The sequence below is a fragment of the Nonomuraea sp. NPDC049486 genome (assembly GCF_040676925.1).
GTDB classification, from domain to species: Bacteria; Actinomycetota; Actinomycetes; order Streptosporangiales; family Streptosporangiaceae; genus Nonomuraea; species Nonomuraea ferruginea.
This window is the reverse complement of the sequence record NZ_JBFAPV010000002.1, coordinates 648,612-660,893: the sequence shown is the minus strand read 5'-3', so window position 1 is coordinate 660,893 and position 12,282 is coordinate 648,612. Positions and strand designations below refer to the sequence as shown.

The 12,282-nt window shown below is 73.1% G+C and carries 13 protein-coding genes; 9 read left to right on the top strand and 4 right to left on the bottom strand.

Annotation, left to right across the window (positions count from 1 at the left end):
* Window positions 1–157 precede the first annotated feature (157 nt).
* The 5 genes from AB0K05_RS07990 to AB0K05_RS07970 all read left to right on the top strand — a co-directional run bounded on the left by AB0K05_RS07990 (window position 158) and on the right by AB0K05_RS07970 (window position 4,016).
* Window positions 158–1,336, top strand: a complete 1,179-nt coding sequence (locus AB0K05_RS07990; protein WP_364227656.1) for a cytochrome P450 — start codon at window positions 158–160, stop codon at window positions 1,334–1,336.
* Window positions 1,333–1,521 carry a ferredoxin gene (locus tag AB0K05_RS07985; RefSeq protein ID WP_219544573.1) on the top strand — a complete coding sequence of 63 codons (189 nt, stop codon included), beginning with the start codon at window positions 1,333–1,335 and terminating at the stop codon, window positions 1,519–1,521. Before AB0K05_RS07990 ends, AB0K05_RS07985 begins: the two co-directional genes overlap by 4 nt.
* Window positions 1,518–2,618: an FAD-dependent oxidoreductase gene (locus AB0K05_RS07980; protein WP_364227651.1), complete on the top strand. Its 1,101-nt coding sequence runs from the start codon at window positions 1,518–1,520 to the stop codon at window positions 2,616–2,618. Before AB0K05_RS07985 ends, AB0K05_RS07980 begins: the two co-directional genes overlap by 4 nt.
* A 12-nt stretch (window positions 2,619–2,630) precedes the next feature.
* Window positions 2,631–3,551: a LysR family transcriptional regulator gene (locus tag AB0K05_RS07975; RefSeq protein ID WP_364227648.1), complete on the top strand. Its 921-nt coding sequence runs from the start codon at window positions 2,631–2,633 to the stop codon at window positions 3,549–3,551.
* Between the two features lie 69 nt (window positions 3,552–3,620).
* Window positions 3,621–4,016: a RidA family protein gene (locus AB0K05_RS07970; protein ID WP_364227645.1), complete on the top strand. Its 396-nt coding sequence runs from the start codon at window positions 3,621–3,623 to the stop codon at window positions 4,014–4,016.
* Here AB0K05_RS07970 and AB0K05_RS07965 read toward each other — a convergent pair.
* From AB0K05_RS07965 to AB0K05_RS07950, 4 genes are all read right to left on the bottom strand, one after another.
* On the bottom strand, window positions 4,013–4,582 hold the full coding sequence (locus AB0K05_RS07965; protein ID WP_364227642.1) for a helix-turn-helix domain-containing protein: 570 nt from the start codon (window positions 4,580–4,582) through the stop codon (window positions 4,013–4,015). The genes AB0K05_RS07970 and AB0K05_RS07965 overlap by 4 nt on opposite strands.
* Before the next feature lie 514 nt (window positions 4,583–5,096).
* The gene (locus AB0K05_RS07960) at window positions 5,097–6,164 is read right to left on the bottom strand and encodes an ABC transporter substrate-binding protein (protein WP_364227639.1); all 1,068 of its coding nucleotides are present in this window, start codon (window positions 6,162–6,164) and stop codon (window positions 5,097–5,099) included.
* Complete coding sequence (locus AB0K05_RS07955; RefSeq protein ID WP_364227636.1) at window positions 6,161–6,694, bottom strand: SigE family RNA polymerase sigma factor; 534 nt, start codon at window positions 6,692–6,694, stop codon at window positions 6,161–6,163. Before AB0K05_RS07955 ends, AB0K05_RS07960 begins: the two co-directional genes overlap by 4 nt.
* Before the next feature lie 77 nt (window positions 6,695–6,771).
* Window positions 6,772–7,680 (bottom strand): LysR family transcriptional regulator, encoded by a 909-nt coding sequence (locus AB0K05_RS07950; protein WP_364227633.1) that lies wholly within the window; start codon window positions 7,678–7,680, stop codon window positions 6,772–6,774.
* Between the two features lie 85 nt (window positions 7,681–7,765).
* Here AB0K05_RS07950 and AB0K05_RS07945 point away from each other — a divergent pair, with 85 nt between their 5' ends.
* The 4 genes from AB0K05_RS07945 to AB0K05_RS07930 are packed head-to-tail and all read left to right on the top strand — an operon-like array spanning window position 7,766 to window position 12,213.
* Window positions 7,766–8,626: a xanthine dehydrogenase family protein subunit M gene (locus AB0K05_RS07945; protein ID WP_364227630.1), complete on the top strand. Its 861-nt coding sequence runs from the start codon at window positions 7,766–7,768 to the stop codon at window positions 8,624–8,626.
* Between the two features lies 1 nt (window position 8,627).
* On the top strand, window positions 8,628–9,095 hold the full coding sequence (locus tag AB0K05_RS07940) for a (2Fe-2S)-binding protein (protein ID WP_148032426.1): 468 nt from the start codon (window positions 8,628–8,630) through the stop codon (window positions 9,093–9,095).
* Window positions 9,092–11,440, top strand: coding sequence for an aerobic carbon-monoxide dehydrogenase large subunit (locus tag AB0K05_RS07935; protein ID WP_364227628.1), 2,349 nt, complete (start codon window positions 9,092–9,094; stop codon window positions 11,438–11,440). The genes AB0K05_RS07940 and AB0K05_RS07935 overlap by 4 nt, the downstream gene beginning before the upstream one ends.
* Window positions 11,437–12,213 carry an XdhC family protein gene (locus tag AB0K05_RS07930; RefSeq protein ID WP_219544565.1) on the top strand — a complete coding sequence of 259 codons (777 nt, stop codon included), beginning with the start codon at window positions 11,437–11,439 and terminating at the stop codon, window positions 12,211–12,213. The genes AB0K05_RS07935 and AB0K05_RS07930 overlap by 4 nt, the downstream gene beginning before the upstream one ends.
* Window positions 12,214–12,282 lie beyond the last annotated feature (69 nt).

Genomic DNA, 12,282 nt, shown 5'->3' with positions numbered 1-12,282 from the left:
CTGCTCCCTACCCGAACGTGTCCGCTTCGCACCGTTTTAAGGTGTTTGGCGCATTCGCCATGCATCGCATTCATGTCCGTCCATACGAAACATGCGTTTGCCTGATGTGACGCCGGTCGCTTCACTGGGTTACGCGATGACCGACCCGAGGTGAACGATGACCGACTCCGCCCCCGTCTCCGATCTCGACCTGTTCGACGACACGGTGCTCGTCGACCCCTACCCGTCCTATGCGGCGCTGCGCGACCTGGGAGGCGTCGTCCGCCTTCCGGCGAACGACGTGTACGCGCTCACGAGGTACGACGTGATCCGCAACGCCCTGGGCGACTGGGAGAGCTTCTCCTCCGCCGGGGCCATCGGCTTCAACCCGATGGTCAACGAGGCGCTGACCGGCACGTCCCTCTCCTCGGACCCGCCGGTGCACACCCAGTTGCGGGCGACCTTGACCGCCAACCTGTCGCCGCGGGCGCTGCGCGGGCTCAAGTCCGGCATCGACGCCAAGGCCGACGCGCTGGTCGGGGAGCTGGTCGACCGGGGCTCGTTCGAGGCCATCGACGCGCTGGCCCGCGCGTTCCCGCTGGAGGTCGTCGCGGATCTCATCGGGTTCACCGGTCACGTCCGCGACAACATGCTGCGCTGGGGACAGGCGGCGATGCAGGTGATCGGGCCGATGAACCGGCGCACCGCGGAGAGCTTCCCCATCGCGGGCGAGCTGTACGGCTGGTGCTCGGGCGTGACCGCCGAGGATCTGGCGCCCGGCTCGGTGGGGCGGGGGATCTTCGAGGCCGAGGCGCGCGGCGACATCCCGCCGGACACGGCCGGCCACATCATCCACCAGTATCTCGGCGCCGGCGTCGACACGACGATCGCCGCCATCGGGAACGTCGTCGCGCTCTTCGCCGCGCACCCCGGCCAGCTCGCGCTGGTGCGGGAGAACCCGTCGCTGGTGCCGGCCGCGCTGAACGAGGTGCTCCGCTACTGGGCCCCGCTGCACGCCTGGGGGCGTCGTACGACCCGGGACGTGGAGATCGACGGCGTCATGGTCCCGGCGGGGGCGCAGGTGGCGATCCTGTTCGGGGCGGGCAACCGGGACCCGCGCCACTACGAGAACCCCGACGCGTTCCTGGTCGAGCGGAACCCGGTCGACCACCTGTCGTTCGGCTACGGCCCGCACGGCTGCGCCGGCCAGGGGCTGGCCCGGCTGGAGGCGCACGCGGTCATCGAGGCCCTGGCGCGCCGCGTGCGGCGGCTCGTCGTCGGCCCCGAGGTACGGGTGCCGAGCAACGTCACCCGGAGCATCGAGGAGCTCCCCGTCCTGGAGGTGGTCCCGGTATGAAGATCGTCCTCGACCGTCCCCGCTGTGAAGGGCACGGCCTGTGCGAGGAGGCCGCGCCGGAGCTGATGCACCTCGACGACGACGGCGAGCTCGTGCTCGACCGCGAGGAGATCGGCGACGCCGAGGTCCCGCTGGCCAGCGCCGCCGTCCGGGTCTGCCCGGTGGCGGCCCTGCGGCTCGCGTGAGTACGCGGATCAGGCGGGTCGTCGTCGTCGGCAACGGCGTCGCCGGGCTCACCGCGGCCGACTCGCTGCGGGCGAGCGGGTTCGACGGGGAGCTGACCGTCGTCGGCGACGAGCCGCACGCCGCCTACAGCCGTCCCGCGCTGTCGAAGGCGCTCCTGCTCGACGGCGGCGGAACGGCCCACGAGCTCCCGCCGGCCACGCACGGGGCGACCGAGCTCCTCGGGGTCCGGGCTCGCGGGCTCGACCTGGAGCGCCGGCTCGTCACCCTCGGCGACGGCACCGAACTGCCGTACGACCGGCTCGTGATCGCCACCGGGGCCCGCGCGCGGCGGCTGTCCGGCCTGCCCGAGGAGCACACGCTGCGTGGCCTGGACGACGCGCTGGCCCTGCGCGACCGGCTGGCCGCGAGCCCGTCCGTGGTCGTGGCCGGCGGCGGCCCGCTCGGCATGGAGATCGCCTCGGCGTGCCTGGCCGCGGGGTGCGAGGTCACGCTCGTCTCCCAGGGGGTGCCGCTGATCGGGCACCTGGGACCGTACCTGGCCGGGGTCTTCGGCGAGGCCGCGCGGGAGCGTGGGCTCACCGTCGTGGAGACCGGCGCCGCGCGGGTCGAGCGGGACGCGGGCGGCGTGCGCGTCGTCCTGGACGACGGCGCGGTCGTCGAGGCCGAGCTGCTGGTGTCGGCCGCCGGTGACGTCCCCAACACGGAGTGGCTCGCGGGCACGGGCCTCGCCGCGGGCGGGGTCGTCCGGGTCGACGCGCGCGGGCTGGCCCGCCCCGGCGTCGCGGCGGCCGGCGACCTGGCGGCGTTCCCGACACCGTACGGGCCGCGCCGCGTCCCGCTGTGGAACAGCGCGATCGAGCAGGCGAAGGTGGCCGCGGCCGCCCTCGTGCGCGGGGACGGGGCGCCGCCGCTGCGGTTCCAGCCGTACTTCTGGACCGAGCAGTTCGGGCTCAGCCTCAAGGCGGTGGGCTATCTCCCGGTGGACGGGGAGCCGGAGCACCTGGAGCCGGGCCTGATGCGCTGGTCCCGCGCCGGTGTGGCCGTGGCGCTGAACCACCGGATCCCGATCCCGCGGCTGCGCCGGGCCGCCGCGTAGAGTTTCCTCACGATGAGCGGCGAGGGTGCGGACACCACGGGTTCGGGGCTGGATCGGCTGGCGTCGGTCAACCTCAACCTGCTGGTGCCGCTCCTGGCGATGCTGGAGGAGCGCTCGGTGACCAGGGCCGCCGAGCGCGTCGGGCTCTCCCAGTCGGCGATGAGCCACGCCCTGGGCCGCATGCGACGCCTGCTCGGCGACGACCTCCTCGTCCGGCAGGGCAACGCCGTCACGCTGACCCCGCGCGCCGTGCAGTTGATCGCCCCGTTGCGGGCGACGCTCCAGCAGGCCGCGGACCTGGTCAGCCTGCCCGTCTTCGACCCGGCGACCGATCGCCGGGTCATCACCGTCGCGATGACCACCAGCACGGCCTTCGTCCTCGGCGCGCGGCTGGGGCGGCTGGTGGCGGAGCGGGCGCCGCACGCGACGCTGCGCCTGCGCACGATCACCGTGCCGGCCGAGTCGACCTTCACCGAGCACGGCGTGCACGTCGTGCTGATCTCCGAGGCGTTCGCGTCGCCGCACCCGCGCGAGCGCCTGTACGACGACCGCATCGTGGTGGTGGCCTCGGCGGACACGCCGCCGGAGGCGAGCGCGCTCGACCTGCTGACCACGCAGCCGCACGTCGTCGTGGACGCGGAGCGGCGGGTCTTCCCGTATCCGGTGCTCGACGAGCAGGGCGTCCCCTACCGGGTCGGGCTGCGGGTCTCCGACTTCCTGCTCGTCCCGTACCTGGTCGGACGGGCGGGCGGGGTCGCCCTGCTGCGCCACCGGGTCGCCGCGGAGATGCGGGCGCTCGTCGGCCTGCGGATCGAGGAGTTCCCGTTCCCGATCCCCGGGCTGGGCATCGACATGGTCTGGAACCCGCATCTCGGTGACCACCCCTTCATGGCCTGGCTGCGTCAGCTCCTGTTCGACGCCGCCCGGCCCTGACCGGGTCTCGATTAGACGGATCGGCGAAGGGTTTGCGGCCCGCGCGGGCGGGTTCCTAGGGTCGCCACCATGGACGATCTTCTGGTACGGCCCCTCGATCCCGCGTCGTTGCCGGCGGCGACGGGCGACTACACGCACGGCACCGTGGTGACCGGTGCCCGGCGCACCCTGTTCGTCAGCGGCCAGGTCCCCTGGGGCGGGCCGGGCCCGCTGCCGGAGGACTTCGACTCCCAGTGCCGGCTGACGTGGCGCAACGTGCTCGCCGTGCTGGCCGAGGCCGGCATGGGGGTGCGCAACCTCGCCAAGGTCACGACGTACCTCTCCGACCGCCGGTATCGCGAGGCCAACAGCCGCATCCGCCAGGAGGTGCTCGGCGACCACCGGCCCGCCCTCACCATCGTCATCACCGGCATCTACGCCGAGGAATGGCTGCTGGAGATCGAGGCGATCGCCGTCGAAGGCTAGCCGGCGTTCAGGTCCAGCAGGTCCCAGCCCAGCGGGGTCAGCTCGTGCCGGGCCGTGCGCGCCACCCGGGTGGTGACGACCAGCCCGGCGCGCCGCAGGTTGGCCACGTGCGCCGAGGCGGTCGCCGGCGTGACGCCCAGCGCCGCGGCGAGGTCGGCGGTGCCGCGGCCGGAACCGCGGGCGAGAGCCCGCAGGACGGCCGCCCGGCGCTCGCCGACCGCGCCCGCCAGGCGTCCGTCCGGCCAGTCGCGTCCCCCGCTGTCGCGCCAGAACGCCCCGGCGGTGCGCGCCGGGTAGAAGAGCATCGGCTGCTGCCGGTCGTTGAGCTGCCGGTGCACCCCGTCGGTCAGGAACATGCTCGGCACCAGGACCAGCCCTCGGCCGCCGAGGGCGTAGTCGGGCGCGACCGGCCCGGCGAACTCCAGGTACGGATGTTCCCAGCGCACGTGGGGAGGGCAGAGCGTGGCGAGCATGGCCTCCACCCCGTGCCGCGCCGCGAGCCGGGCGCGATAGGCCACGTCCGCCGCGAGCTGGGCGCGCAGCCGCGGCCAGTCGGCGGCCAGCACCGCCCGGTGGAACGCCGCGAACGCGTCCCGCAGCGCTCGCCGGGCCCGGTGGGATGGCGCAGCAGCGTGCCGACGACCGGCGGGACGGTCTCCAGCACCCCGGCGAACGCGGCGGTGTCCTGCAGCACCGGCGCGGCCGGGTCGTCGAGTGCCGCGTGGAGCTCGTCCTCGAACGTCATCGGGCCGGCGGCGGGCTGCGGCGTCAGGAAGTCGGGCAGATGCCTGGGGTGCGCCGAGCACAGGGCCACCACCGGCCGCGCCGCCGCGGGCAGCGCCGCCCGGCCGGTGTGCCGCCAGGCGGCCAGGCCGGGCGGCGGCGCCGGCAGCCCGAGGCCGCGCGCCGCCTTCAGCGTCTCCTGGAAGGGCAGGACGGCGAAGCGGACGCGGCCGAGGTCCGAGTCGGAGAACACCAGGCGCGGCATGCGCCCGAGGCTAGCCGCACCGGGCGCCTGCCGACGGGGCTCTCTTCGCATCCTGTATGACGCGGCACGGCCTGGGTCTCGGGCGTGCCGGATCACCCGCCGACGGCACCACCGAGATCCACCGGGCGTTCCGTGAACCCGTGGGCGTGGGTCAGGTCGGCGACCCGCTTGAGCTCGGTCATGTCGAGTCGGGCCGGATAGGAGCCGAACGTCAAGGCGGCCGCCTCCTCGGGGGAGGTCTTCGTGTAGGTGGGCACCACCTCACGCACCTGACGGGGATCGCTCGCGATCAGGTGCCGCGCCTTGGCCAGCGCGCGCTGGAAAGCCGCCAGCGTGCGCGGGTGCTGCCGGACCCACTCGGCGGTGGCCGCCAGGCCCGCGGTGTGCAGGTCCGCGAACTCCCGGGGGATCGCGTCCGCCAGGATCCGCGAGCGCTCGCGGCCCACGGTGACGAACGGCTCTGCCAGCAGGGCGGCGTCGAACTGCCCGCTGTTCAGCGCGTAGAGCATCTCGGGATAGGGCTTCTCGACCATCACGACGTCCCGCGGCTTCAGCCCGGCCCGCTTCAGCGCGGCCGTCACCGTCAGCTGCCCGAGGCCCCCGAGGTTCGGGATCGCGATCCGCTTGCGCTTCAGGTCGCGCACTGTCCTGATCCTCGACTTGGCGCTCACGACGATCGCGAGGTCTCCCGGCGAGGACCGGTACAGGCCGGCGACGATCCTGAAGTCCTTGCCCTTATCGTTCGCCCGGAAGAGGGTGGCGTAGTCGGTGTACGCCAGGTCCAGCGCGCCGACTTCGACCTGCGGCGTCGCGGCCCCCGCACCGGTGACGACCACCGGCTGCACCGTGAGGCCCTCCTCCTGGAAGTAGCCCTCGGACTGGGCCACGAACACGGGCGCCGACTCCACGGTCGGCACCGTCCCGACCTTGATGACCGGCAGCTCCGGCGGGGCGGACGGGCGGGCGGCGGCGCGCGGCTCACCGGGCAGCGCCCGCACCGCGACGGTGACCGCGATCATGGTGACGACGACCACCGCGGCGGCGGCGAACGCCATGACGTTGCGCCGCCTGCGCTGATGCACGGCGATCGCCCGGGCGGCCAGGTCGCGCTCCGGCATGTCGTCCGCGATGCGGCCGAGCTGTTCTCCGAGCCAGGTCATCGGCGTGCCCCCTCACTTCGGGCCGGGTCCTCCAGAACGGGCAGTCTGGGCGCCAGTTCCGGCGCGAGCGCGCGCAGGCGCGCCAGGGCGTGGTGCGCCTGGCTCTTCACGGTGCCGACGGAGCATCCCAGCAGGTCGGCGACGTCACGTTCGGTACGGTCCTCGTAGAAGCGCAGGACGAGCACCGCGCGCTGCTTGGGCGTCAGCCGCATGAGCGCCTGGCGCAGGACGATCCGCAGGACGGCGGAGTCCTCGCAGGAGTAGGCGCGTTCGGGCGGCTCGGCGCTCGGCACCTCGCCGGAACCGCGCCGCCGTCGCCACGAGATGTACTGGTTCACCATGATCCTGCGCGCGTAGGCGTCGAGGTTGTCGATGTGGCGTAACTTCGGCCACCGCCCGATCATGCGGACCAGCACGCTCTGCCAGAGGTCCTCCGCGAGGTGGACCTCTCCGGTGAGCAGGTAGGCCAGGCGCATCAACGGGCGTTGGTGAGCATCCACGAACGCCCGGAAACCGGCATCGCGATCCAACGTCTCTCCTCAGGTCGATACCCCCCAGACGCCGTGGCCGCCGTGGAAGGTTGGCACTTCTGAGGAGGGAGTGACGGTCAGCTCCAGATCGACACGTGCACCGGGGGGCGGAAGCGGGCTCGGGGGATGCCCTCGTCCGGGGAGCGCATCACCTGGGTGGCCGCCGGGGTCGTGAGGAAGTCCAGGAAGGCGTCCGCCGAGGCCGATCGGGTGCCGGGTTCCAGGACGGTCGCGTACCAGGAGACCGGCATGGGGGTGGCCGCCGTCTCCACGACCACCAGTTCCCCGCGCCGGACCTGGGACGCCACCAGGTGCGCGACGGCGGGGGCGACGCCTGCGCCCTCCGCCGCCGCCTTCCACGCCGCCGTCTGGTTGGCGAAGACGCGTACGTGCGACTCCGGTATGCGCAGCAGCCGCAGCAGCCGGCCGCTGTCGCCGGCCGGGTCGGTGCCGGAGGGGCCGACGAGCCAGTGGTCGCGGTGGCCGTGCGGGGCGGCGACGGCGACGAGGCGGCAGCGCAGGACCGGCCGGCTGACCAGTCCGGGGCCGGCCAGCTGCGGTCCGACGGCGACGTCGGCGAGGCGGCTGGTGAGCAGCAGCGGCATCTCCGCGGTGGCGGCGACGCCGGTGCTGGCGTCCATGGACTTGCGCTGGTTGAACAGGCAGACCAGCGGCCCTGCGACGTGCTCGGCGAGGACGCCGTCCATGACCACGTGCAGCCGGGCCGGGCCGCCGGGCTGGACGGCGGCGACGGCCTCGGCGCCGAGTGCGACGATCTGGGAGGCGATGCCGAGCAGGCGGCGGCCGCCCTCGGTGAGCACCATGCCGCCGGCGGAGCGGGTGAGCAGGGGGTCGCCGAGGTGGCGGCGGAGCTGCGCCAGCGATTGCGACACGGCGGGCTCGCTGATGCCGAGCGCGCGGGCGGCGGCCTTGACGGAACCGAGGCGGGCCACGAAGACGAAGGCGCCGAGCTGGCTCAGAGTCACCCTTTCTTCATAGATTCCCAACGCGGATTAAGGAATCCCTTATTTCTGGATTGTCCAGCCGAAAGGGTGACAGCACTGTGCAGGCATGCAAGTTCCCGCGACGTTCGCGTACGAAAGAGCGGGCAGCGTCCCGCACGCGTTAGAGCTGCTGGACAGGTACGGCCCCGACGCCCGGGTCGTGGCCGGCGGCCACAGCCTGATCCCGATGATGAAACTGCGTCTGGCCCAGCCCGAGGCGCTGATCGACATCAACGGACTGTCCGAGCTGGCCCAGCTCTCGGTGGAGGACGGCGAGCTGGTCATCGGCTCGATGGTGCGCCACGCCGAGCTCCTGGCCGGCGCGGTCGCCACCGGCCCGTACCCGATCTTCGAGGACGCCGAACGGGTGATCGCCGACCCGATCGTCCGCAACCGGGGCACGGTGGGCGGCTCGCTCTGCCAGGGCGACCCGTCGGAGGACCTGGCGGCGGTGTTCGCGGCGCTCCGCGCCACCGCGGTCATCCAGGGCCCGGGGGGTGTCCGGAAGGTCCCGGTCAGGGAGTTCCACCAGGGGCCGTACGAGACCGCGGTCGGCGACGGGGAGCTGCTGCTCGCGCTCCGGGTGCCGATCCTGGACGGGGCGGGAAGCGCGTACGAGAAGGTGGAGCGGCGCGTCGGCGACTGGCCGGTGGCGGCGGCCGGGGCGGTGCTCCAGCTGGACGGCGGGGTGATCGCGCGAGCCGGGATCGGGCTCACGGCGGTGGGCGCCGAGCACTTCTGCGCGCCCGAGGCGGAGGCGCACCTGATCGGGAAGCCGCCGGGCGCGGAGGTGTTCGCGGAGGCGGGCCGGATCGCCGCCGAGCACTGCGAACCCCACTCCGACCAGCGGGGACCCGCCGACTACAAGCGCCACCTGGCCGCCGAGCTGACCCGGCGGGCACTGGCCAGGGCTGTGGAGAGGATCTGACATGCGGATCACGGTGACGGTGAACGGGCAGCCGTACGAGCGCGACGTGGAGCCGCGGCTGCTGCTGACCCACTTCCTGCGCGACGAGCTGGACCTGACGGGCACCCACTGGGGCTGCGACACCTCCAACTGCGGGGTCTGCACCGTCCAGCTCGACGGGGTGCCGGTCAAGTCGTGCACGGTGCTGGCGGTGATGGCCGACGGCCACGAGGTGACGACCGTCGAGGGGCTGGAGAAGGACGGCGAGCTGGACGCGGTGCAGAAGGGGTTCGTGGAGTGCCACGGCCTGCAGTGCGGCTTCTGCACGCCGGGGATGCTGCTGACGGCGCGGTGGCTGCTCGACAACAAGCCCGACCCGGACGAGGGCGAGATCCGCGAGGCGATCTCCGGCCAGCTCTGCCGGTGCACCGGTTACGAGAACATCGTCCGGTCCATCCGCTGGGCGGCAGAGGCGGAGGCCAAGTCATGAGCTTCGGACGCATGCACCGCAAGGAGGACGCCCGCTTCATCCGGGGCCGCGGCAATTACGTCGACGACGTCAAGCTGCCCGGCATGCTGCACGGCGCGATCCTGCGCAGCCCTTACGCGCACGCGCGGATCGTGTCGATCGACACCTCGGCGGCCGAGGCGCACCCCAAGGTCAGGGCCGTCGTCACCGGCGCCACCCTGGCCGGGCTGAACCTGGCCTGGATGCCCACCCTGTCCAACGACGTGCAGGCGGTGCTCGCCACGGACAAGGTGCGCTTCCAGGGGCAGGAGGTCGCGTTCGTGGTGGCCGAGGACCGCTACGCGGCGCGCGACGCGCTGGAGCTGATCGAGGTCGAGTACGAGCCCCTGGATGCGGTCATCGACGCCAGGACCGCGCTCGACGCCGGAGCCCCGGTGATCAGGGACGACCTGGAGGGCAAGGCCGACAACCACATCTTCGACTGGCAGGCGGGCGACAGGGCCAGGACGGACGAGCTGTTCGAGCGGGCCGAGGTGACGGTCGCGCAGGACATGCTCTACCCGCGCGTGCACCCGGCGCCGCTGGAGACGTGCGGCGCGCTCGCCGACTTCGACAAGGTGACCGGCAAGCTGACCGTGTGGTGCCCGACGCAGGCGCCGCACGCGCACCGGACGCTGTACGCGATGGTGGCGGGCCTGCCCGAGCACAAGATCAGGGTGATCTCGCCGGACATCGGGGGCGGGTTCGGCAACAAGGTCGGGATCTACCCCGGGTACGTGTGCGCGATCGTCGGCTCGATCGTCACCGGCCGCCCGGTCAAGTGGATGGAGGACCGCTCGGAGAACCTGATGAGCACCTCCTTCGCCCGCGACTACCACATGCACGGCGAGATCGCCGCCGACCGGGACGGCCGGATCAAGGCGATCCGGGTGAAGGTGCTGGCCGACCACGGCGCCTTCAACGGCACGGCCCAGCCGACGAAGTTCCCCGCCGGGTTCTTCCACGTCTTCACCGGCTCGTACGACCTCGAAGCCGCCCACTGCGAGGTCACCGGCGTCTACACGAACAAGGCGCCCGGAGGCGTCGCGTACGCGTGCTCGTTCCGCATCACCGAGGCCGTCTACCTGGTGGAACGCCTGATGGACGTGCTGGCGGCCGAGCTGGGCGTGGACCCGGCCGAGCTGCGCATGCGCAACCTGCTCAAGCCCGACCAGTTCCCCTACACCTCACCCACCGGCTGGGAGTACGACTCGGGCGACTACCCCAAGACGCTGAGGCTGGCGCTGGACATGGCCGGCTACGACGAGCTCCGCGCCGAGCAGGCCGCCAAGCGGGCCAGGGGCGAGCTGATGGGCATCGGCATCAGCTTCTTCACCGAGGCGGTCGGCGCCGGGCCGCGCAAGCACATGGACATCCTCGGCCTCGGCATGGCCGACGGCGCCGAGCTGCGCGTGCACCCGACGGGCAAGGCGGTGCTGCGGGTGTCGTGCCAGTCGCAGGGCCAGGGGCACGAGACCACGTTCGCCCAGATCGTCGGGAACGAGCTGGGCATTCCGGCCGACGACGTGGAGGTGGTGCACGGCGACACCGACCAGACGCCGTTCGGTCTCGGCACGTACGGGTCGCGCTCGACCCCGGTGTCGGGCGCGGCGACCGCGGTGGTGGCCAGGAAGGTGCGCGACCGGGCCAAGCTGGTGGCCGCGGCCATGCTGGAGGCCAGCCCGGACGACCTGGAGTGGCAGGACGGCAAGTGGTCGGTGGTCGGCGACCCGTCGACCGCCAAGTCGCTCGCGGAGATCGCGCTGGCCGCGCACTCGAACCTGGAGCTGCCCGAGGGCGTCGAAGGGCACCTGGACGCGGTGACCGTCTACAACCCGCCGAACCTCACCTACCCGTTCGGCGCCTACATCTGCGTGGTCGACGTCGACCCGGGCACCGGGCAGGTGAAGGTGCGCCGGTTCGTGGCGGTGGACGACTGCGGGGTGCGCATCAACCCCATGATCGTCGAAGGGCAGGTGCACGGCGGCCTGGCCGACGGGGTGGGCATGGCGCTCATGCAGGTGATGGCGTTCGACGAGGACGGCAACCACCTGGGCGCCTCCTTCATGGACTACCTGCTGCCCACGTCCATGGAGTGCCCGTCGTGGGAGCTGGGCGAGACGGTCAGCCCGTCACCGTTCCACCCGATCGGGGCCAAGGGCGTCGGCGAGTCGGCCACCGTCGGCTCCCCCGCCGCCGTGGTCAACGCCGTGGTGGACGCGCTCGCGCCGTACGGGATCCGGCACGCGGACATGCCGCTCACCCCGGCGAACGTGTGGCGGACCATCGACGGGCGGCCGTTCAGGACGGACCTGGCCATCTCATGAGCGAGTTCATCGGCATGCCGGCACCCCGCCGCCGTGATCGGACGGGCGGGGCGCCGGCCCCGCCGCGCGACGTGCGGGAGCGGGCCGCCGAGCTGCGGTCGGGGCGGGAGCCGTACGTGCTGGCCACGGTCGTGCGCGCGCAGCGGCCGACCAGCGCGAAGGCCGGCGACCGGGCGCTGGTGCTGGCCGACGGGACCGTGGAGGGGTTCGTCGGCGGGCACTGCGCGCTCGACACGGTACGGGCCCAGGGGCTGCGGCTGCTGGAGCCGAGGCGCACCGGGCACTCGACGCTGCTGCGCATCACGCCCGAGGAGGGCGAGCCGCGCGAGGAGGAGGGGCTGGTCGCCGTCGGCCAGCCGTGCCTGTCCGGCGGCACGCTGGAGATCTTCCTGGAGGCCGTGCTGCCGCCGGTGCTCGTGCACGTGTACGGTGACGGTCCGATCGCGCGGGCGTTCGCCGAGGTCGGGCGGGCGCTCGGCTACCAGGTGGAGGCGTCGGCCGACCCGTGGGCCGCGATCGCCGCCGACACCACCGCGGTGCTGGTGGCCTCGCACGGCGTGTCCGAGGAACCGGTGCTGCGGGCCGCGCTGGCGGCCGGCGTCCCGTACGTGGGTCTCATCGCCAGCCGCAGGCGGGGAGCAGGCGTGCTGGCAGGGGTGGACGGCGGCGACCGGGTGCGCGTGCCGGCCGGGCTGGACATCGGCGCGCGGACGCCGGGAGAGGTGGCGGTGTCGGTCCACGCGGAGATCATCCAGCTCGGCGTCCGGTCCTAGCTCCCGGCCAGCGGGCAGGCCCTTACTCCGTTAGAGTCTGGGGTGCACAAAGGCATGCCGGGCGGAGGA